Annotated in this window: 16 protein-coding genes; 2 read left to right on the top strand and 14 right to left on the bottom strand. The window is 63.4% G+C overall.

Going from position 1 to position 21,247, the window contains the following annotated elements; translation table 11 throughout:
• Window positions 1-675: 675 nt before the first annotated feature.
• Window positions 676-2,613: a helix-turn-helix transcriptional regulator gene (locus tag MWL89_RS05205; RefSeq protein WP_244412011.1), complete on the top strand. Its 1,938-nt coding sequence runs from the start codon at window positions 676-678 to the stop codon at window positions 2,611-2,613.
• Window positions 2,614-2,723: 110 nt separating this feature from the next.
• Here the strand turns inward: MWL89_RS05205 and MWL89_RS05200 are convergent, their stop codons facing one another.
• The gene (locus MWL89_RS05200; RefSeq protein ID WP_244412010.1) at window positions 2,724-3,056 is read right to left on the bottom strand and encodes a hypothetical protein; all 333 of its coding nucleotides are present in this window, start codon (window positions 3,054-3,056) and stop codon (window positions 2,724-2,726) included.
• Between the two features lie 3 nt (window positions 3,057-3,059).
• On the bottom strand, window positions 3,060-4,334 hold the full coding sequence (locus MWL89_RS05195; protein WP_244412009.1) for an MFS transporter: 1,275 nt from the start codon (window positions 4,332-4,334) through the stop codon (window positions 3,060-3,062).
• A 342-nt stretch (window positions 4,335-4,676) separates the two neighbouring features.
• Between MWL89_RS05195 and MWL89_RS05190 the strand changes: the two genes are divergently transcribed.
• Window positions 4,677-5,537 carry an arylamine N-acetyltransferase family protein gene (locus MWL89_RS05190; protein ID WP_180995081.1) on the top strand — a complete coding sequence of 287 codons (861 nt, stop codon included), beginning with the start codon at window positions 4,677-4,679 and terminating at the stop codon, window positions 5,535-5,537.
• A gap of 62 nt (window positions 5,538-5,599) precedes the next feature.
• On the opposite strand, the gene MWL89_RS05185 is transcribed toward MWL89_RS05190, so the two are convergent.
• From MWL89_RS05185 to MWL89_RS05130, 12 genes are all read right to left on the bottom strand, one after another.
• Window positions 5,600-6,196 (bottom strand): ABC transporter ATP-binding protein, encoded by a 597-nt coding sequence (locus MWL89_RS05185; protein ID WP_244412008.1) that lies wholly within the window; start codon window positions 6,194-6,196, stop codon window positions 5,600-5,602.
• Complete coding sequence (locus tag MWL89_RS05180) at window positions 6,193-7,179, bottom strand: ATP-binding cassette domain-containing protein (RefSeq protein WP_244412007.1); 987 nt, start codon at window positions 7,177-7,179, stop codon at window positions 6,193-6,195. The genes MWL89_RS05185 and MWL89_RS05180 overlap by 4 nt, the downstream gene beginning before the upstream one ends.
• A gap of 9 nt (window positions 7,180-7,188) precedes the next feature.
• A complete protein-coding gene (locus MWL89_RS05175; RefSeq protein WP_244412006.1) occupies window positions 7,189-8,205 on the bottom strand; it encodes an ABC transporter permease in 1,017 nt (338 codons plus the stop codon).
• A complete protein-coding gene (locus tag MWL89_RS05170) occupies window positions 8,198-9,181 on the bottom strand; it encodes an ABC transporter permease (protein WP_279611967.1) in 984 nt (327 codons plus the stop codon). Before MWL89_RS05170 ends, MWL89_RS05175 begins: the two co-directional genes overlap by 8 nt.
• Before the next feature lie 25 nt (window positions 9,182-9,206).
• Window positions 9,207-10,859: an ABC transporter substrate-binding protein gene (locus tag MWL89_RS05165; RefSeq protein ID WP_102378695.1), complete on the bottom strand. Its 1,653-nt coding sequence runs from the start codon at window positions 10,857-10,859 to the stop codon at window positions 9,207-9,209.
• A 527-nt stretch (window positions 10,860-11,386) separates the two neighbouring features.
• A complete protein-coding gene (gene ligA, locus MWL89_RS05160) occupies window positions 11,387-13,519 on the bottom strand; it encodes an NAD-dependent DNA ligase LigA (RefSeq protein WP_244412004.1) in 2,133 nt (710 codons plus the stop codon).
• Between the two features lie 237 nt (window positions 13,520-13,756).
• Window positions 13,757-14,278, bottom strand: a complete 522-nt coding sequence (locus MWL89_RS05155; RefSeq protein ID WP_102378696.1) for an HdeD family acid-resistance protein — start codon at window positions 14,276-14,278, stop codon at window positions 13,757-13,759.
• 227 nt (window positions 14,279-14,505) lie between these two features.
• Window positions 14,506-15,387, bottom strand: a complete 882-nt coding sequence (locus MWL89_RS05150) for an NAD(P)H-hydrate dehydratase (protein WP_244412003.1) — start codon at window positions 15,385-15,387, stop codon at window positions 14,506-14,508.
• Window positions 15,365-16,057, bottom strand: coding sequence for a holo-ACP synthase (acpS, locus tag MWL89_RS05145; protein WP_102378698.1), 693 nt, complete (start codon window positions 16,055-16,057; stop codon window positions 15,365-15,367). Before acpS ends, MWL89_RS05150 begins: the two co-directional genes overlap by 23 nt.
• 8 nt (window positions 16,058-16,065) lie before the next feature.
• Complete coding sequence (gene glmS, locus MWL89_RS05140) at window positions 16,066-17,889, bottom strand: glutamine--fructose-6-phosphate transaminase (isomerizing) (protein ID WP_102378699.1); 1,824 nt, start codon at window positions 17,887-17,889, stop codon at window positions 16,066-16,068.
• Between the two features lie 180 nt (window positions 17,890-18,069).
• Window positions 18,070-18,702 (bottom strand): TetR/AcrR family transcriptional regulator, encoded by a 633-nt coding sequence (locus MWL89_RS05135; protein WP_244412002.1) that lies wholly within the window; start codon window positions 18,700-18,702, stop codon window positions 18,070-18,072.
• Between the two features lie 43 nt (window positions 18,703-18,745).
• The gene (locus tag MWL89_RS05130; RefSeq protein ID WP_244412001.1) at window positions 18,746-21,247 is read right to left on the bottom strand and encodes a YhgE/Pip domain-containing protein; all 2,502 of its coding nucleotides are present in this window, start codon (window positions 21,245-21,247) and stop codon (window positions 18,746-18,748) included.

The following is a 21,247-nucleotide window of genomic DNA, read 5'->3' as shown; positions in this document are numbered from 1 at the left end:
CCTCAGTATTTCGCGAACCATCGAACCGAAATAACGGATGCTTCCGTAGTTTCGATCGCCGCCGAAACGGCTCTCGCAACCCGCAACATCGCGCATCGCCCAGAAGAAACGACTGCGCGCGTCCTCCTTCCACGATTCTTGTCTGTCAGGCCTCGTCGTTCTTTCGCGCGCCTGAAAAGGCAATCGATCCGCGGCGAAAGAATCAGCACATCGAAGGGTACGGAACACAGATTAGGCGGTCATCGTCTCATGGGGACGCTTTAGAGCCCCATCATCGGCCCCAGGGATCGATTTATGAAAGCTGCGCCAAAACAGCTGGGCAAAGGCGGTCGGTCGCGGCGAAAAAAACGGTACCGAGACCCGGGAAGCAAAACAACGACGCCCTATGCCGAGAAGCGGTAAAAATGCGTTTTCGCAGGAAAACCCATCGGCCCGAGAGGTTGATTTTCATCGATCTCACAGCAGGATGATCATTGTTTTTCCTGATGATAGGCTTATTTGTTGGTTTATCGTTATTTGAATAGGGAGGGGGTTCCGTCTATGATGACCACCAATGGTTTATGGGCAATCGAAACAACACGCAAGCAGGCTCGAAGCGCAAAGGACCGAACGCCAACCGAGCAGCGCTGAGCGATCACATGACCGCGTCAATTGGGGAAAAGCGAGGTTTCATTCATGGCCATTACGTTTCCGCGAATCAGTATCACGGTAGATGGCGATCGGGGCACGGGAACGCAAGGCGAGCTGAACATCCTCGCACTTGGGTTCGGCATCCACCAAGCTTGGATCTACACCGCGATGTTCGGTACGACGACCATCTTCCATGCACCCCAAGCCCTCGGCTCCTACGCAGAATCGTCCATATCGCTCGTCTTCCTCATCTCCATCGTGGTGTTCGGACTATCGCTTCTGTTCGCCGCGGCAACCGACCAGAAGCTGCTGAAGTTCTATACCGCGAAGCGCGCCATCATCGGTGCGGCTGCGTTCACCGCCATCGGCACGTTCGCCGTGTTCGCCGTCAACGTGCCGGGGGTGCTCGGCTTTGCGGCTACGCTATTCGCAGGGGTATCGACCGGCATCGGATCGGCGCTGCTGCTGCTGTTCTGGGGTATCGCATTCTCGCGGCACGGCGCTGCGACCATCGTCATGAACACCGCCGTGGCCATCGTGATCGCCATCGCCCTCTACTCGTGCGTGCTCCGCATCATCCCGCCGCCGTTCTCAGGCATCCTCACCGGCTGCCTGCCGTTGCTCGAGCTTCCCCTCCTGTGGCGGCTTACCCCGGTCAGTTACGCAGTGCGCCACGCAATTCCCATCTTCAACCCCCTGCCCGTTCGCAAAATGCCGTTTTCGATCAGGCTCGCGCTCCCAACGCTTTTGTTCGGGTTCGCCCTTGGGGCGCTGCGCTCCATATCCACGCAGATCATCCTGCCGTCATCCGATCTGACCACACAGCTGCTCGCCCTGTTCGCCGGAGGTGCGGCAACCGTGCTGCTGCTCGTCACCTCGTTCTGCCTCGACAAGCGCAGCCATTGGGATTTCCTGTTTCGCCCGCTCATCCCGTTCATCGCAGTCACGCTGTTCTTCCTGCCCACGCTCTCGCTGGGAAGCTCGGTGCTCGAACCGCTCGTGCTCTTAACCGGCTACATGTGCTTCGAAGCGCTCATGTGGGTTTTCTTCGGCGAGATGTCGCAGGAGTTCCGCCTCTCCCCCATCTTCGTGTTCGGCATCGGGCGGGGCTGCTTGGCGCTCGGCTCGCTTGCCGGGTCGCTTTCCGTTGCCGATCCCTCGATCCTGTCCTCCCTCACACCGTTCGGCGAAGCGGGGGGTGCCGTGCTCATCATGTTCGTCATGGTGATGGCCTACGCGCTCCTGCCGCGCGTGCGCGACATCAAGCGCATCGTCATCCAGCCGGAACCGGAAGGCTATCCCGCCATCGCCTCGTTCAACCGCCAGGCCGAGCTCGCTGCAAAGAGGCCACACGGGGCGGGCGCTTCGCCGGACGATGCCGATCCTGCGCCGACCGCAAGCGACGCGCGCCCGAACGCCGCATTGCCAGGCGCGAGGGATGCGGTGTCAAGCGACACCGTTCGGCACGTCCCGCCCGCACCTCTCAAGGCTTCGGGGCGCATGTACCGCGACCAGGCTCTTTCGCAAGGGAGCTTGCAACAGGCGGAAGCGCCCGCCGCGGCGCCGCGCAGCACCCATGACGGGTTCGGGCCGCCAGCGCCCGCGCGAGCGGGAATCGGGAATGCGGGAGCGCACGAAGCCGCAAAGCCGGACGTCTCGGTGCGAATGGCTGCGGGGGATGCCGACAACGCCCGCAAAAGCGGACGCTTCAGAGCGCAATGCGAGACGATCGCCGATCGGTACCTGCTCTCACGGCGCGAAACGGAAGTGATGTTTCTGCTGGCCAAGGGCTACAACGCCGCCTACATCCAAGACAAGCTCTGCATATCGAAGAGCACGGCGAAAACCCATATCGGGCACATCTATCGCAAACTCAACATACACAACCAGCAGGAGCTGCTCCTCATGGTCGAGGAAACGGCCGACGAGACGGCCCGCCCGGATCCGCTGCGAGGATCGTTCGGCCAGAACCGGCACCCGTAGCGAACGCGAATCGGGCGTTGGACGCAGCCAAGCAGCAGGCGTGCGCCCAGCGCCTTCGCAGGCACCCGATCGCAAGCGTGCAAAGCCGAATGCCCGGATACCGCCCGGGCCTACAAGCGCTCGTAAGCCCGGATGTCCTCTTTCGTAATCGCGTGCTTCGCGCAGAGCTCGTCGATGCGCCGCCCGCTTTTCGCGTAATCGGTACTCGCGGATCCGGCGAACACCGCCAGAACCACGGCTGTCAAAAACAGAGCAGCCGCCGTCACCATGCTTCCCGCCGGAATGACCCCCATCGATTCGAGCAAGGGCTTGCCTGCGATAACCACGATGACCACCATGACCGCGAACGCGCACTTGACGATGTCGGCCCGCCGCTTCCCCCTGAGGGAGCCGATCTCTTCGAGCGCTGCGCTTTTCCGGGCGCTCCGCTTTCCGCCGCCCATGGCTTAAGCACCGTCGGCTTCGACGCTGCGCCTACGCTCGTCGAGCATGCGCATATCTTTGTTCCAGAGCTTCGAGAACGGCAGCACGTCGAACGCCGCCACAAGCGAAAGAGCCCCCATGACCGCAAACACCGCAAGGCGGTTATCGGCGCCGCCCACCGCCGCTTGGATCACGATGTTCAAAAGAGAACCGAACATGATGGCGAAGTTCGCGAGAGAGAGGTTGAGCGGATAGCTCTTCGCCCCGAAACGCTGGCGGGCGAACGCCGAAGCGACCACAGGCACACCGCCGTAGCAGAACCCGCAGCAGAACGCTCCCACTACGTACAGAGCCGCGACACCCGTCGTGAACGCGCCGATGATGCACGCACAAGCCGCAACGGCGATGAAGCCGTCGACGAGCATGGTAACCTTCACGTTGGTTTTATCGTAAATGAGCCCGATGACGACGCGGGCAAGGCCGTTGCAGGTCGATACGAGACCGACGAGCAGCGTGGCGAACCCGGCGTCGAGTCCGACCGCCTGCGCATCCGAGGCGCAGTTGCCGATGGTGGCAAGCCCGATGGCGATCACGATGATGGCCCAGATCCAGTACACGTAGAACGTCGGGGTTTTGAGCGCCGCGTCCTGCTCGCCCGGATCGAAACCGGTACCGGTGGCCTTTTCGGGGGCCATGCGCGAAACGATATCGGCGGGCGGGCGCCTAAGCAGCAGCGCGAGCGCGACTACCACGACGCACGTAACAACGCCGATGGCAGCGAACACGCTGCTTAGGCCGAATGCCGGAACGAGGTTCACCGACAAGGTTCCCAGGATAAGAGAACCCAGGCCGAACCCCATCATGAGCACGCCCGATGAGAATCCCACCTTGTCGGGAAACCAGATGTTCGTCGTTGCAACGATGCAGTTGTACCCCACGCCCACGCCGAGTCCGCCGAGCACCCCGTAGCATGCGTACACGACCGCGATGTTTCCGTTTCCGAAAAGCCCCGTTCCGGCGAACCCGCAGAGGAACAGCAGGGCCGATACGAACAGGGCGCCCCTCGTACCCACCGATTTCTCGATTTGCGATCCGGCGATCGCACCGAAGCAGAACGTAATCATCATGATGTTGAACGTGAGGCCCACGGCGGCCTTGTCGAGCCCGAATGCGGCGCTCATGGGCGCTGAGAACATGGAAAACGCGTAGATCAACCCGAGAAACAAAAGCGCGGCGGTCGACAGGGCAAGGTAGAGCAGCCGCCTGCTCTTGATGTACTCGGTAGTCGTGTCTGGCATGAAAACCCCCTTCTCGCCGAACAGCCGATCCACGAGCCTGCGATCGGCTCGCAACGCCGTACGGTCCTCGATATGCAACGGATGCACCAAGTCTAACGAGCACGCGCGGGCCCGCCTCGAACCCTGCGTACTAGGCCGAGCCGATTTTTATCGCCACGCCGGTATGACCTCCGCGCGCGCCTGTCCGGGAAAACCGACCGTCACCGCTGATGATGGCCCAGAATGGCTCTGCTGGGGCGATGCGGCCGCCGATCCTGCGCCCTAGAATCGGTGCAGTGAAACCGACGGCGAACGCCGTGCTCGAACAGCCTGGGCACGAAAGCCGCAAGCAAGGAGGATGCCGTGTTCGAAGAGCTCTACGAGCCGCTGCCCGACCCCGCGCGCTACTGGAACCGCCTGGGAATCGATCGTTGCGGGCTTTCGCCCGATCGGGAAGGCCTCGATCGCATCGTCTACGCCCACCAATGCGCCATCCCGTTCGAGAACCTCGATGCGTGCGACTACCGAACGCCGATCTCGCTCGGCATCGGCGACCTGTTCGAAAAGATCGTCCTCGGCAGACGAGGCGGCTACTGCTTCGAACTCAATGCGCTGTTCACCGCGCTGCTCGCCGATGCGGGCTTCGCCGTTGCGCCGTGTTTTGCCCGCAGCCTCAAGGACAGGGGATACATCCAACCCGTCGCCCACCGCGGCACCATCGTCGCTGTCGGGGAAGAGCGGGTGTTCTGCGACGTCGGATACGGCGGCCCCATGCCCGCCTGCGCTCTACCGCTCGAGGACGGCGCCGAAATCTCGTCGTGCGGGCAGACTTTCCGCATCGAGCGCATGGAAAGCCCGTGGTGGCGCATCCTTTACTGCGGGCGCGCATCCTCGGATGGGGCGGCCGCAAGCGGTTCGTCGGCCGAGCCGAAGCGCGAGCCCGTGCTCGCCTTCATGGACGCAGTGCAGCACGAAGTGGATTTCGTCGCCCTCTCGCTGTACTGCTCGACGCACCCCAACTCCATCTTCACGCAGCAGCGCATGATCAATCGGAGAACCGGGGAAGGCAGCGTGTCTGTCACCGCCGACCGATTCGTGCGAACGGGGCGAGGCGTCAAAGAGCAGCGGATCATCGGTTCGGAAGACGAGTTCCATGCGCTGCTCGAACAGCACTTCGGCATCGTTGCACCGAGAAAAGCCCGATGGATCACCACCGCGCAATAAGGCCTGCCGGCATCAGGCACCGCCCGCATCGATAGAGCTGCGGATAGCGGAGCCGCTTGCGCCTACAATTCGACGATATCCGTCGCGATGCGCTCGGTGAGCGCCGGGGAGTGGGACACGAACACGAGGCCCACCTCGCGCCGTTCGACCTCATCCATGAGGAAGCGCCATATCTGCGCCTGCGTCAGCGCATCGAGCATCGTCGACATCTCGTCGGCGATTACGAACCGGGGCTCTGCCGCAAGCGCTCGCGCGATGCAGAAACGCTGCAGCTCCCCCCCGGAAAGCTCATGGGGAAAGCGGTCCATCCACTCGTCCCTGATGCCGAGACCGTCCACGAGCGCCCGATCGACCGGTCCGGCTTCGGCGAGCGTGCGCCCGAGGCGCATGCGCGGATCGACCGCCGCCTCGGGATGCTGCCAGATCATCTGCACGGGGCACACGCCGCGCCTCGGCAAGGGCCTGCCGTCGATGGTCACACGTCCCTCGTCGGGGGCGAGATAGCCCGCGAGCACGCGGGCGAGCGTCGTCTTTCCGGTACCCGACGGAGCGGACAGAGCGACGCGTTGGCCGCTCTCGACGCGCAGCGAGACGCCGTCGAGGACCGGTGCCCCCTTGCCGTACGAGTAGCGAACGCCCTCGGCTGCGAGCACGCTCACGAAACCACCTCGAATCCATGCTCGGGAAGCGCGTGCCACAGCGCCCTGCTGAAGGGGTGCGCGAGCGTGTCGGGCGAGGCGAAATTGGCAACCGCCGTCTCCTCGACCACCGTTCCGTCTTTGAACACGGCCACGCGATCGGCGACGGAGAGCGCCAACTCGATGTCGTGCGTTATGAGCAGAACCCCGCCCCCCTGGTCGGCGAAAGCCCTGAAGTCGTCGAGCGCCGCGACCGCCAGATCAAGATCGAGGCCAGGGGTCGGCTCGTCGGCAACGATGAGCTTCGGATTCTCGATGAGCGCGCACGTCAGCAATACGCGACGGGCCATACCGCCCGAAAGTTCGAACGGGTAGAGATCGCAAACGGCGTCGTCGAGGCCGTATCGGGCGAAGAGCCGGTTCCGCTCGGCCTCGCGTGCCTCGGTATCTCCGGTGAACCCGCATACCTGTCGGCCGACCTTCATGAGCGGATCGAGGTGGTTGACGCTTTGGGGAACAAGCGAGATGCCGTTGCCGCGCAGCGCGGCAAGCGATTCGGCATCCTGCAGTACGCCGTCGAACCAGATGCGCCCGCTCACGGAAGCATTCGGCTCGTACAGGCCGAGGATTGCATCGGCGAGAAGCGTCTTACCCGATCCCGACGCGCCCACCACCGCAACGATCTCCCCCACGTGAACCGATATGCTCAAACGCTCGATCACGTGCGATTCGACCTTCTCCGCTCCAAAAAAGGAACGGGCGCCCGGATCGTACATCGAGAACGAAACCGTAAGATCCTCCACCTGCAAAAGATGATGCCCGTCTGCATGATGCGAGGTGGCGGCATGGGAGTGGCCATGATGGACGTGGGCCGCCGCATGGCGCGCCGCTTCGTGCGCCGCCACATCGAGCGGCTCGCATGCCGAAACGCTCGCTGTCCCCTGCCCGATCGCCTTGTCCGATTCCGCCATCGTCACCGTTTTCCCTTCGTACTCGCCAGCCATAGCCAACCCTCAATCCTGCGAGCTGTGCGGATCGATGAGCCTGCGCAGATTCGAACCCGCCGCATCGAAGAGCAGCACGGTTGCGATGAGGGCGAGTCCGGGAAACACCGCAAGCCACCACATGCCAGCCGAAAGATAGCCCATCGATTCGCTCAGGATCACACCGATGGCGGGCTGCTCGGGCGGCAGGCCGAAGCCCAGAAACGTAATGGCGGCCTCGTGCAGGATCGCATGGGGAAACAGAAGGATGAGGCCCACGATGAACTGGGGCAGCGCATAGGGAAGCATGTGATGCACGGCGATGCTCGTGCGGCTCTTTCCGAGCTTGCGCGCCACCTCGATGAACGTCGATTCCCTGCATTGGAGGATCTCGGCGCGCACCACGCGGGCGAGGCTCGGCCAATGGGTGAGCGCGACGCCGATGGTCACGCCCCAAAAGCCCTTGCCGATCGCAAACGATATGAGGATGAGCAGCACGATGTGCGGCACGCCCATCATAAGGTCGATGAGCCAGGTAACGGCAGCATCGACCTTCTTGCCTCCCAGCGCCGCCGCCACGCCGAGCGCCAGCGCGATAACCGACGAAGCCCCGGCGGCAAGCAACCCGACGAGCACGCTCGTCGACAGGCCCGAAAGCGTGCGCAGGAACATATCGCGCCCCATCCAGTCGGTGCCGAAAAGATGAGCGAAGCTGGGACTGAGATTCTTCGCGGCAAAATCGGTCTGCATGGCCGCATCGGTTACGAGCACGCCCGCCACGACGATGCCCGCAAGCAGCGCAACCGAGGCGATGAGCACGGCCAGCGTACGGATGCGATTGCTCGAATCCTTGGCGCGCGGCGCATGGAACAACGTCGTCGTGACGACGACGGGTGCATCCGACGCCGCGACCGCCGCCGCAGAAGCGGCCGCATCGGACGCCCCCCGAGCCGCCGCCATGGCATCCGTCGTCTCCGACGGCCCTTCGGCGGCGCGCGCATCCCGGACCGACCCGCGCATACGCGAGAACCGTTTCCCGCTAGCCACGCGCCTCACCCCGCTTGATGCGCGGGTCGACAATGCCGTACAGCAGGTTGGCTATCAGATTGCCGCCGAATACGAACACCGCCGATACGACCGCAATGCCGGCGAGCAGCGCCACATCGCCGCCGAGGCCGGCCGTCACCGCCGCCTGACCGAGGCCGGGATACGAGAACACCTGCTCGACGAGCACCGACCCGCCGAATATTTCGGATATGGCCGCGAACTGCAACGTCAGCGCCGGCAGCGCGAGATTGCGCAGGCCATGCGTACGCATGGCGGCCCACGTGCCCATGCCGCGAGCGCGGGCGAAGCGGAAGTACTCGCTGCCCATCACGTCGATCGTTTTCTCGCGCGTATGGAGCGCGATGTTGGCAACGCCGACCACCGAGAGCGTCAGCGCGGGGAGCACCAGATGGTGCAGTGCGTCGGCAAGAGTCACATCGGCAGCCGATACCCCGATGGGCACCGAGAATCCGAACGGAAACCACCCGAGCCACACCGAGAACACGATGAGGAACACCAGCCCGAGCCAGAACGTCGGCGTCGACGCCAAAAGAAAGCAGTACCCTTTGACGATCCGGTCGACCAACCTGCCCCGATACACTCCGGCCACCACGCCGAGCGCGAACCCGAGCACGCCCGACACCACCCAGGCAACCGCCATGAGAGCCGCTGAATTGACGAACCGCGTTGCTATCACATCGGCCACGGGCGCATTGTAGCGAAGCGAGGTGCCCATGTCCCCCTGGAAAAAACCTCCGATCCAATTCGCGTAGCGCTCCCACAAGGGCGTGTTGACGCCCCAGTACTCCGCGAGCTGGGCGCGCTTCGCCTCGCTCATGTTGATGTAGGCGGCCTGGCCTACGTTCGCCTGCACCGGATCGATGGGCGATATGCTCACGAGAACGAACGTGACCATGCTCACCGCGATGATGAGCAGCACGAACTTCGCTATATGCTTAAGGATGAACCGGGGCATCATGCATATCGGGCGGTCGGAAGGACTACGCCCAACTCCATTCGTCGATATTGTTCACGAGCGACCACCCGTGCCCGTGCGGATGCGGCTTCTGGTCGGCAACGTGCAGGCCTTCGCGTTTGAAATACAGGTGATCCACATCGGCGAGCCACACCCACGTGGCCGCACCCTGCGGAGCTATGCCCTCGTTGCCGTCCCACTGGGCCTTCTGCCAGAATTCGTAGGAATCCGCAATGTCGGGTTGGGCGAGCGCCTCGTCAAGGTACCCATCGACCGTCTCGCTCTCATAGCTTGCATAATTGCCCCACCCGCTCGAGTAGTTGAGCTCGTAGACCTCGGTCGGCGAGTTCGATCCCCAGCCCCAGAGGATGGGACTCGAGAACTGGTTGGGATACAGATCGTCCCAACTGCCTCCTTTGATCGACACCTCAATCCCTATCTCCTTCATCTGGTTGGCGAATTCCGCCGCCAATGCCTGGCGCACCGAATCGTTCGAAGCATACCACACGTCGAACGCCGCCCTCGTACCGTCTTTCTCAAGGATACCATCCGAAGCGGCAACCCACCCCGCATCGGCTAACAGGCTCTTTGCTTTTTCCCGGTCGGTAGCGATCTTCATGTCATCGGAAGACCAGGGCATGTTGTCGGAAACGCTGTATGCGGGCGTACCGTAGCCGTTGAGCACGTTTTTGATCATCGCATCGCGATCGACCGCATAGTTGATGGCGCGCCTGATGGCCAGATCGCTCGTTACCGCATTGCCCGCAGCGTATTCGGTGCCGCCGTCTTCCTTCGTCGCACCGGGCTCGATCGTCGGAAGCGATATGCCGCGGCTGTCGACCGTCTTGCACGCGAGCAGCTCGTAGCCGGCAATGGCCTGTTCGCTGTACGTAGCGGAGGTGAAGGCGATGTCGACCTGACCCGAATTCACGGCAGCGAGCGCTGCGTCCTCCTCCATGAACACGACGACCACGCGCTTCATCTTCGGCGCATCGCCGTAGTAACCAGGGTTCGCCGTGAGGATAACCTGCTGACCCTTATCCCACTGCTCGAGCATGTAGCGGCCGCTGCCGATCGGATTGCTGCCGTAACCCTCGCCGTACGCATGCGCAGGAACGATGCCCACAACCGCAAGCGTATAAAGCAGCGCATTGAAGGGCTTGTTGAGGTGGAGCTCGACCGTCGTGTCGTCGAGCGCAACGGCATCGTCGACCATGCTCAGATCCGCCTCGGCTGCATCGGCAGTGCGGATGCCGTTGATGGTGAAAGCGACGTCTTCGGCCGTCAGCGGCTCGCCGTCGCTGAATTCGACATCGTCGCGAACCTTGAACGTCCACGTAAGGCCGTCGTCGCTGATCTCGTAGGACGTAGCAAGGTCGTTCACGAACTCCATCTCGGTATTCGTGGTGATGAGCGTGCTTTGGATGAGCGGTTCGTGAACGTGCTCGCCGCAGCCCCAGGACACGAACGGATCGAAGCCCGCCGCAGGCTCGCTGCCGGTATTCATCGCCACGATCACCTGATCGGCTGCAGCCGCGTCGGTTGCCTGGCCGCCCTGCGAATCCGCTGTCGGCACGCCGTCGTTCGATGCGCATGCCGAAAGAACCCCGCCCAATGCCGTGCCCGCCGCTGCGATACCCGCCAGTTTAACGAACGTGCGACGCGTGTAAACCGCCATATCCCATCCTCCGTTCAAACGCTGACGAGTGCAATCGCCCTCTGCGCGATTCGCCTTTCATCAGCATAGTGTTACGAATTACTGTTGCGTAACACAGAATACCAGAGAATGGATCCTTTGGTGTTACGAATTTTAAAACCGTAACTTTTTCAGGCGAACGGCGTCGCCCGGACAGGAGCGGTTCCGACCGGACACTGCACGCTGGTTGACGAGATGCGGTCGCAGGCCACCGCTCGTTCAGCCGTTCAGCCCGAAGCGTAGAGCCGGGAGTGCGATTCCCCGCCGCGATCTCACCGCCGCGCACGCGTTATGCCGTTTTTTTGGCAGAATAACGAAGCTATTCGTCATCGCCCAGAACGGTCTTCTGCAGCCCGTTTATCGCCGATTCGCTGAACTGGGTCGATGCGAAGTCCGAGAAACGGGTCTGCGACTTGCGGCGTCTTGCGGCCTGCGCGAGGCCTTCGAGCGACGAATAACTTCGTTATTCTGCCACCTCGAGGCGCTCTGGCGCATTCGAAGCCCGCCCGCTATGCCGATGGGGGAACCTCGCCCGTCTCGATAACGGCAAGCAGATCGTCTTCGGTGAGTACGGGCACCCCGAGCGATACGGCCTTGTCGTATTTCGACCCCGCCGCTTCCCCGGCAACCACGTAGCTCGTCTTCTTCGACACGCTGCCCGACACCTTCGCCCCGCGTGCCTTGAGGGCGGCACCCGCCTCATCGCGCGTCATACCGCTTTTCACGAGGCTGCCGGTGAGCACGAACGTGAGGCCGGCGAGCGTCTGGGGCAATTCCTCGCCTGCAACGGCATGCTCCTCGAGGTTCACGCCCGCCTTGCGCAAGCGCTCGATCACCGCCAGGTTGTCGGGTGTGCGCAGAAACGTCCAGATGCTCTTCGCTATGACGGGGCCGACTCCGTCGATGGCCGCCAGGTCCTCCTCGTTCGCCTGCTCGAGCGCATCGATCGTCGGATACGCGCCCACGATGAACTCGGCTGTGGTCTTTCCGACATGGCGTATGCCGAGACCGAACAGCACGCGGGCGAAGCTGCGTGATTTACTCGCCTCGATGGCCGCCACGAGCTTCGCCGCCACGGTCGATCCGAGCCTGATGGGCTCGCCGTCCTTGTTCACCCTGCCCATGTCGAGGAGTGCTAGCTCGACCTCGTCGAGGCTGTAGTAATCGGCAACGTCGGTGATGCGGCCGCTCTCTATCAACCGCGAGATGATCTCCTCGCCCATGCCCTCGATGTCCATGGCCCCGCGGCTCGCCCAATGGCGCAGGCGTTCGAGCGATTGCGCGGGACAGTCGATGGAGATGCAGCGGTACGCCGCCTCCCCCTCTTCGCGCACGAGCGGGGAGCCGCAGCTCGGGCACACGGTGGGCATCTCCCAGGGTTCGGCCCCCTCGGGGCGCAGGCTCAGCACGGGGCCGAGCACCTCGGGGATCACATCGCCCGCCTTCCGCACGATCACCGTATCGCCGATGCGCACGTCCTTGCGATGCACCTCGTCGATGTTGTGAAGCGTCGCGCGCGCCACCGTGGAGCCGGCGACCACTACGGCCTCGAGTTCGGCGACCGGCGTACAGGCACCGGTGCGACCAACCTGCACGGTGATATCGCGCAGAAGCGTGGTCTTCTCCTCGGGCGGGAACTTGTAGGCGATAGCCCAGCGGGGAGCGCGGGCGGTATAGCCCATCGATTCCTGCATGGCGAACGAATCGACCTTCACCACCACGCCGTCGATCTCGTAGGGCAGCTCTTCACGCCGCTTGAGCGCGGTCTCGCAGAACGCGTGGACCTCCTCGGCGCTCTCGCAGCGCTTGACATCGGGGTTCACGTGGAAGCCCGCTTCGCGCAGCCATGCGAGCAGCTCCCATTGCCCCGTTGCGGCAAGCTTGCCCTCGTCGGCGACTGCGTACATGAACGTCGAGAGGTCGCGTCCGGCCGTGACCTTCGCATCCTTCTGGCGGAGGCTCCCCGCGGCGGCGTTGCGCGGGTTGGCGAACGCGCTCTTGCCGTTCGCGACGGCCGCCGCGTTGAGGGAATCGAAGCTCGATTTCGGCATGTACACCTCGCCGCGCAGCTCGATCGCCGCTTCCGCATCGACGAGGCCGGCCATGGCGGCTTCGCGCAGGCGCAAAGGAACGTCGCGCACGGTGCGCATATTCACCGTCACATCCTCGCCCGTCGTGCCGTCGCCGCGCGTAGCCGCGCGGACGAGCACGCCGTCGTCGTAGGTGAGCGCGATGGACGACCCGTCTATCTTGAGCTCGCACACCACCGGCACCATACGCCCGAACGCCTCCACCACACGCTCGAGCCATGCGTCGAGCTCGTCTAAATCCATTGCATTGTCGAGCGAATACATACGCCGCTCGTGGGTAACGGGAGCGAATTGCTCGCCCACGTAGCCGCCGACGCGCTGGGTTGGCGACGAGGGGTCGATGAAGTCGGGATGGGCCGCTTCGAGCTCGCGCAGCTCGCGCATGAGCGAGTCGAAGGCGGCATCGGATATCTCAGGGGCATCCTTCGCGTAATACAGATAGGTATGATGTTCGATCTCGCGCCTCAACGCATCGATACGATCCTTCGCATCGGCCGCAGCCTGTTCGGGATCGTCGGATTCGAACAGCTTATCGGTATTCGGGTCTGCCATAGCACCTTCGCCTTCGCTCTCGTCGGTTTCGGAACACGGGTCGGCGACGCGCATGGATGCACGCGCGCCGCAACGGCCTCGGGCACTTATTGTAGGCCAAAGCGTCGGGTTCGCCAGCAAAAAGCACCGGCCGAAAACAAGAAGTCACAATACCGATGGAAGGGGAAGGACGGCCCGCAGAAAGGCGATGCGGGCACCGTTCGGAAACACGTCGACACCCGCACCGAACACGTCTAGCTACGCGATCGTGCGCGAAGACGCTCCGTAGATCGCGAGAGACACGCCGCGCATGATCACGAACACCGCCATGTAGATGACGAAGCTCGCGGGGAACACGAAGAACAGCACGCCGCACAGAGCGCCGATGATGCCGGAAAACAGCATCCAGCCCCACAGGCTCGAACCCGTGCCCTTGATTTTAAACGATCCGACGATCTCGAACACGCCGAATATGATGAAGAACAGCCCGATGAGCCAGGGGATGACAGCCGCAAGCGCAAGCGGATGGATAAGAAACATCAAGCCTACGACGATGTCGAGGATGGCATAGGCGAGCGCCCAGCCCGACATGTTCGCCACCTTCCTGAAGCGGATGTAGGAAACGATGTCGAAAATACCCGAAACGAGGAACGCCGCGCCCGCGAACACCGTCATCGTAACCAGCGTCAAACCCGGGGCGAACACGAAGAACATTCCGCATAAAACGAGCAGTATGCCCGCAACGACCAATCCCCAGTCCCGTTTTTTCGTTGTCTCCATAGCGCAGCTCCTTCGTTTGTCGTTGTCCGCGCGGCAACGGAGCAGGGCCTGCCTCGGCCGACCGCAAACCGCCGCCACCGATAAGAGTATTGCCTTTTTCGGGCCGCCGAAAAAGCGAGAACCGCATTTCGTGAAGAAGCGGTTACGCGGCCGCCACCTCAGCGAAAACCATACGCGCAGCTCTCAGGGAACGAAAGGCGGCCGAGGGTGCTTCCGATGCCCGCACGTCAGCGGGAAGCGCCATCGCGAAAACCCATCGCAGCGATTGCGCGCGGCACGTAGTCGAGCACGTCCTCCGGCGTCACCGAAACCGATGTCAGATCATCGGAAGCGAAGCGGGCGGCGTGCGCATGGAGCGTTGCCGCGAGCACGCAGGCATCGACGGGAGCAAGCGCCTGGGCCAAAAGCGATCCGATCATCCCCGCAAGCACATCCCCTGTCCCGGCTTTCGCAAGGGCGGGCGTGCCCTCGTCCATGCACACCTCGGCCTCGCCGTCCGAGATCCAGGTAACGGGGCCTTTCAGAACCACGACGATACCGTACGCAAGCGAAAGCGACCGCGCGAGAGAACGGGCGTCGTCGGTCGGCAAGCCGAGCAGTTTCGCCAAGCGAGCCGCCTCGCCGCCATGGGGCGTAGCGACGGTCGGCAAGCCGCAGACGAACCGCTCCCTGCATCGTTTGCGACCCTCATCGGTCGCAAGGGCCGCGAGCGCTCCCCCATCGACGAGCACAGGGGCATCGGCAGTATCGAGCGCGCGAAACAGCAGGCGTTTCGACCGCTCGTCGCCAGGATCGAACCCCGAGCCCACCGCGCAGGCGCCCGGACGCGCCGGCGAAGCGGTGAGCGGTTCGCCGTCGAGCCAGGTTTCATCGCTTCTCACCACGAGCGAGGGGCGAAACGACTGCACGATCGGAAGCGCCGAAGGATCGGTTACCACCTCGGTGTAGCCGGCTCCCATGCGCTGCGCCGCTAACGCAGCCAAGCACGCCGCCCCGGGATACGCTGCGCTGCCCGCAACGAGCACGAGATGCCCGCGCGAGTACTTGTTCGCCTCGCGATCGGGATACGGGAGCAGCCCGCGCAGCCTATGGGATTCGTACGGATTCATCGGATACGGTACCGTCTGCCGGCGGTTCGCCGGATGCAGGGTCGCCCGACGCGGAATCGCCCGGCGTCGGCTGTTCGGCGGCAGCTCCGCCGGACGAGAGCCCATCGGCCGCAGGTTCGGGCTTCGCATCCATCTCGTCGAGCATCGCGCGCGCCTCTTTGAACTGTTTGGCGAGCTCCTCCATCGGATCGACGCGCTTCTCGGCCGCCTTCACCGATTCGGCGGTTATCGCCATGGCGCACGCGACGGCTTCGGTATGGGTGTACGAAAGCGAAAGCGGCAGCTCCACGACGCCCAGATCCGCTGCGACCTCCTTGGCGCGGCCATGCAGCGCGACCGTGGGCTTTCCCTTCGCGTTGCGCACGACCTCGACATCACGGGCGCCGATGCCTTCGGAAAAGCCGGTGCCGAGCGCCTTCAGAACCGCCTCTTTGGCGGCGAAGCGCATGGCGTAGTGGATCTCGGGCACGCCCTTGCCGTCGCAATAGGCCTGCTCTTCCTCCGAGAACACCTTCTTCCTGAAGCTCGGGGTGCGCGCGAGTATCTTCTTCATGCGCTCGATCTCGACGATGTCGACGCCGAGGCCGACCTCCTCGAGCGTCCGCAGCCTTCGCCCCGGCGCAGCTTCAGCGCCGCGTGCCGCCCCCACCGTCTCGTCTCCTGCCGCCATGCGCACCCCTACTCGACCGTTACCGACTTTGCGAGATTGCGCGGCTGATCGACATCGCACCCGCGGGCAACCGCGATGGCGCGTGCGAACAGCTGCAAGGGCACGCTCGCGGTAATCGGCGAGAAGCAATCGCGCACTTTCGGGATGTAGATCACGTAATCGGCATGCTTTTCGATCTCGGTGTCCCCCTCGGTCGCGATCGCCACGATCAGCGCTCCGCGCGCGCGGCTCTCCTGGAGGTTCGAGATCGTCTTCTCGTAGGTCGGGCTCTGGGTGGCTACGGCGACAACGGGAAAGCCGTCGTCGATAAGGGCGATCGGACCGTGCTTCATCTCCCCCGCCGGATAGGATTCGGCATGAAGGTAGCTGATCTCCTTGAGCTTCAAGGCTCCTTCGGCGCAGATGGCCGCACCGAGACCGCGACCGATGAACAGCGACGAGCAGGCGTCCTTGCACGCAAGCGCCGCCTTATCGATGGCGGCCGTATCCGAGAGGATCGTTTCGATCTGTTCGGCGGTATCGGCGAGCTCCTTGAACAAAAGCTTGATCTGGCTCGTCGTCAGCTTGCCCTTGCTCTGCGCAAGCAGCATGGCCAAAAGCGTAAGGCTCACAACCTGGCCGAGGAACGATTTGGTGGACGCGACGGCGATTTCCTTGTTCGCCTTGGTGTAGATCACGCCGTCGCTTTCACGGGCGACGGGGCTGCCGACCACGTTGGTGATGCCGAACACTTTGGCGCCCCGCACGCGCGCATCGCGGATGGCCGCAAGCGTATCGGCCGTTTCGCCCGACTGGGACACGGCGACCACGAGCGTCGTGGGCGTGATGATGGGGTTGCGGTAGCGAAACTCGCTTGCCACCTCGACTTCGGTGGGAATGCGCGCCCAGCCCTCGATGAGCTGCTTGGCCACGAGTCCCGCATGGTAGCTCGTGCCGCAGGCGATCACGTAGATACGGTCGATCAGGTTGAGCTCGTCATGGCTCAAATCGAGTTCGTCGATCGTGAGCATACCGCCCGCCATCCGTCCGGCAAGCGTATCGCGCACAACGCGCGGCTGCTCGTGTATCTCCTTCAGCATGAAGTCGGGATAGCCGCCTTTCTCCGCCAGGTCGACGTCCCAATCGATATGGGTGACTTCCGGCTCGAAACGCTCGCCCGGCTCTTTGAAGTACTCGATCGAGTCGGCCGTGAGCTTGGCGAACTGATGGTCGCCGAGAATGACCACGTCGCGCGTTGCGTCGATGAGCGCGATGATGTCGGAGGCGACGTACGAACCGTGCTCGCCCCTGCCGATGACGATAGGAGAATCCTTGCGCGTGGCGATGATCGTGCCAGGTTCGTCGGCCGCAACGGCGGCGAGGCCGTAAGCGCCGATCACGCGCTGCGTGGCAGCATGAACGGCATGAAGCAGGTCGCCCTCGTAGGCGTCCTCGACGAGGTGGGCGAGCACCTCGGTATCGGTTTCGCTCGTGAACACGTGGCCCTTCGCCATAAGCGATTCGCGCAGCTCGGCGAAGTTCTCGATGATGCCGTTGTGGACGACGGCTATGCGACCGTCGCACGAGGTGTGGGGATGGGCGTTCTTTTCGCTCGGACGCCCGTGGGTGGCCCAGCGGGTGTGCCCGATACCGCACGTGCCCGGCATGCTCCTGTCGGCAACCTTGTCGGCCAGCTCCCCGACTTTGCCCACGCAATGCACGACTTCGAGCTCGCCGTCGTTCTCGATGGCGACGCCCGCCGAATCGTACCCGCGGTACTCGAGGCGCTTCAGGCCTTCGATGAGGATATCCTTGACGGGCTCGATGCCCGTGTATCCGACAATTCCGCACATAGGCGCAAACTCCCTTACGTCGAACGCAGCCGCCGAGCGGCTGCCTGAACCGAGGGCCGCCACCGGCCCGCATTGATGCCGAATATTGTAGCGCAGGAGGCGCGCAGGCGCTCTAGCCTCGCCCAATCAACAAAATCACGTTGCCCGGACGTTTCGAACGCAGCGGATCGGAGGTGCCCCTCATTCGGGACATACGTTTGCATGGCGCACGAAATCGATGATGTTGTCGATGAAGTCTCGTTCGCTGACATCGGTTTTCTCGTCGATGTAGTAGAGCGACGTCGTGAGCACCATGCCCACGAGGGCGACCGCTTCGAAATCGACGTCGATCTCGGGACGGATGAGGCCTCCGTCCTTCGCGCGCTGCAACTGCTCCCTGATGAGGCCGAGCAGGCGCTCCTCGTTCTCGCGCATGGAGCCCGACCACACGCGCCCTTCGCGCCATAGCTCGGATACGAAAAAGCGCCCGAACTCCTTGTTCTCGAATATCTTCACGGCAAAGCGCTCGATCATGCCGATCAGGGCAGACGGCCCGCTGTCAGCCGCCTCGGCAATCGCGACGAACTCGTCGGCAAGCTCGCCGATCCCGTCGTCGAGAATGCTCGACGCCATCTCGGCCTTGCTCTTGAAATGGTAGTACGCCAAACCCTTCGATACGCCCGCCTCCTCGACGATCTCGTCGACGGTGGCGCCCGTATAGCCCTTGCGCCCGATCACCTTCACGGCCGCATCGAGCAGCAAGGCGCGCGTCGCCCGCGCCTTGCCGCCCTTCTCCCCCCGCTGTGAAACCGCCGCTTTTATCATCCCAACCATCTCGCCATCCTATCCGAGCGCATCTCGACCCGAAACAACTGCCCTATCCGAGCTGGAGCACCGGATGCAGATCCTCCATGCGAACGGTGCGTTTCCGATATGCTACCACGCTCGTCAGGGCGAAGCACACCGCACCGATCGCAAACAGCACGAAGCAGTCGAAGGCTACGATGCCGTAATCGAGTCCGGTCATGATCTGCCGCATGCCGGACACCACGTACGTCATCGGCATGTACGGATTGATCGCCTGGAAGAACGGCGGCGTCGTCTGGATGGGGAACGTGCCGGCGCACGCCGTCAGCTGCAGCATGAGCAGGATGATGGCGACGAACTTGCCGGGGAACCCGAACGTTGCCATGAGGAACTGCATGATGGCCGCGAACACGATCGCCGTAAGGTAGCCCATGGCGTAGAAAGCGGGAACGTTGTCGATCTGCAGCTGCAAGCCGAACTGAAGCACCACCATCAAAAGCGTCGCCTGGATGATCGCGAACACGGCCATCGGCATGAAGTTCGCGAACGCCACCATGACGGGATTGCCGCCCGAGAGGATAAGGCGCTGATTGAGCGGCTTGAACACGAAGCCCGCAACGAGGCCGCCGACCCACAGGCCGAGCGCCATGAAGTAGGGGGCGAACCCGGTACCGTAGTTCTTCACGGTCGTGTAGTACTCGCTTGCAAGCTCGACGGGGTCGGACATGGCATCGGCTTTGGCCGTGATGTTCGTCGTCTGGTCGGCCGCCGTTTCGGCTCCCTCGGCAAGTTTTTCGGAAAGCTCGCCCGAACCGTCAACGGCGTCGGCAAGACCGTCGGTCAGCGTCGCCGAGCCCCCCTCGAGCTGCGAAGCGCCCGAAGCGATCTGCGACGAACCGTCCTTGGCCGACTGCGCCCCCGCAGCAAGCTGCGATGCGCCCCCGCTCAGCTGGTCGGCCCCCGACGCCGCCGACGAAACCCCCTCGTTGACTTGGCTGGCTCCCGAAGCGACCTGCGACACACCCGATACCAGCGAGGACATGTTGGCATCGACTTCGCTCGCGCCGGAGTCGAGCCTCTTGATGCCGCCCACCAGCGCGGGAGCGGAGGCTGCGAGCGCCGAAGTGCCATCGGAGAGCTTCTCGAGCTGGGGTTGGCTGCTCTCGATGCCGCTGCGGGCCGCCGACAACCCGCCCTTGACCCCGGCCAAACCCTGTTGCAAGGCCGATCCGTCGCCCGTTTGCGACGCGATGGACTGCGCGGCGGCGATGGCGCCGGGGTTGCTCGGGTCGGTACTCGTAAGCTTTTGCTGCAAGGTAGCCGCCCCGACGGCGAGATCCGACGCAGAATCGGTAGCATTCGCTATGCCGGTCAGGTATTGCTCCGCTATCGCAGCCTTTTCGGCATCGCTCGAAGCGCCCGCCATCGCCGAGAGGGCATCGTTCGCCTTCGCATTCAATCCGTTTACCCCACCGCCGATCCGGGCGACCCCCGCCGATGCGTCCTGCAGGCCCGATGCCAAACTCGATGCGCCCGCAGACACCTGGCTCAGACCGCCGGAAACGAGGTTCACGCCGCCGATGAGCTCCTGGTTCGATTGGGAGTCATCGGCGCCGATGGCGGTAGAAAGCCCGTTCATGCTTGCAACGATCTGCTGTACTCCCTCGTTGAGCTGCGCTGCCTGCCCGGGCAGTCCGGCGGTCTGCTGCGCCAGCTGGCTCGCCCCCTCGGCAACGGCCGACGTGCCTTCGTTTTTCAATTTCGATGCGCCCGAGACCACCGAACCGGCACCGCTTTCAAGCTTGCTGGTGCCCGATTTGAGTTGATCGGCGCCCGCTTGGAGCGTGCCGATGCCGCTTTCGAGAGCATCCGCCCCGCTCGCCAGCGTGGCAAGCCCGCCATCGAGGGAAAGGGCGCCGTCTTTGAGGGTACCGAGGTTCGTCGTGATGGTCGAGCTGCCGTCCTGCGCCGTAACCAGGCCGTCTTTGAGGGCGCCTGCCCCGTCGGCGGCGGTCTTGATGTCCTTGCCCGAATCGGCCACGCGATCGAGCACCGTCGTCCAGTATTCGTTGGCCACCGTATCGCTCACGCGCTGGCGAACCTCCTTCCAAACCGACTCGCCGATCTGGGAGGCCAGCATGTTCTCGCTCTGGTTGTACTCGATCTTGAGCTGCGCACGGCGCGGCGAATCGCCGTCGACCGAGGCGACGCTTTCGGAAAAGTCGGAGGGAATCGTACACACCATGAAGTAGGTACCGTCCTCGAGGCCCTTCTGCGCCTCTTCAGCCGACACGAAGTTCCACTGCAGCCCGTCGTCGGTGCCCTTAAGCTCGTCGACCACATCGTTTCCGAGCGTTCGGTTCTCCCCCGCGATCACCGCGCCCGCGTCCTCGTTCACCACGGCAACGGGCACCGTGTTAAGCCGCGCATAGGGGTCCTGGAACGCCGCCAAGTACAGCGCGCCGTACAGCAGCGGCATGATGGCGATAGCGGCGATGACCACCCACATCACCTTCGATGCCGTGATGTTCTTCCATTCGAGTCCGGCGAATCGCAATCCTTTGAACGCCAT

It is taken from the genome of Raoultibacter timonensis, assembly GCF_022845715.1.
GTDB classification, from domain to species: domain Bacteria; phylum Actinomycetota; class Coriobacteriia; order Coriobacteriales; family Eggerthellaceae; genus Raoultibacter; species Raoultibacter timonensis.
Note: the sequence above shows the minus strand (reverse complement) of the source record. Positions and strands in the feature narration are given on the sequence as shown.

Excerpts from the sequence above, each read along its gene's own strand:
- MWL89_RS05180 (WP_244412007.1), bottom strand. The coding sequence starts at position 7,179 with ATGGCTGGCGAGTACGAAGGGAAAACGGTGACGATGGCGGAATCGGAC.
- MWL89_RS05130 (WP_244412001.1), bottom strand. The coding sequence starts at position 21,247 with ATGGCGTTCAAAGGATTGCGATTCGCCGGACTCGAATGGAAGAACATC.
- MWL89_RS05205 (WP_244412011.1), top strand. The coding sequence starts at position 676 with ATGGCCATTACGTTTCCGCGAATCAGTATCACGGTAGATGGCGATCGG.
- MWL89_RS05195 (WP_244412009.1), bottom strand. The coding sequence starts at position 4,334 with ATGCCAGACACGACTACCGAGTACATCAAGAGCAGGCGGCTGCTCTAC.
- MWL89_RS05200 (WP_244412010.1), bottom strand. The coding sequence starts at position 3,056 with ATGGGCGGCGGAAAGCGGAGCGCCCGGAAAAGCGCAGCGCTCGAAGAG.
- MWL89_RS05155 (WP_102378696.1), bottom strand. The coding sequence starts at position 14,278 with ATGGAGACAACGAAAAAACGGGACTGGGGATTGGTCGTTGCGGGCATA.
- ligA (WP_244412004.1), bottom strand. The coding sequence starts at position 13,519 with ATGGCAGACCCGAATACCGATAAGCTGTTCGAATCCGACGATCCCGAA.
- MWL89_RS05150 (WP_244412003.1), bottom strand. The coding sequence starts at position 15,387 with ATGAATCCGTACGAATCCCATAGGCTGCGCGGGCTGCTCCCGTATCCC.
- MWL89_RS05170 (WP_279611967.1), bottom strand. The coding sequence starts at position 9,181 with ATGCCCCGGTTCATCCTTAAGCATATAGCGAAGTTCGTGCTGCTCATC.
- acpS (WP_102378698.1), bottom strand. The coding sequence starts at position 16,057 with ATGGCGGCAGGAGACGAGACGGTGGGGGCGGCACGCGGCGCTGAAGCT.
- MWL89_RS05165 (WP_102378695.1), bottom strand. The coding sequence starts at position 10,859 with ATGGCGGTTTACACGCGTCGCACGTTCGTTAAACTGGCGGGTATCGCA.
- MWL89_RS05135 (WP_244412002.1), bottom strand. The coding sequence starts at position 18,702 with ATGGTTGGGATGATAAAAGCGGCGGTTTCACAGCGGGGGGAGAAGGGC.
- glmS (WP_102378699.1), bottom strand. The coding sequence starts at position 17,889 with ATGTGCGGAATTGTCGGATACACGGGCATCGAGCCCGTCAAGGATATC.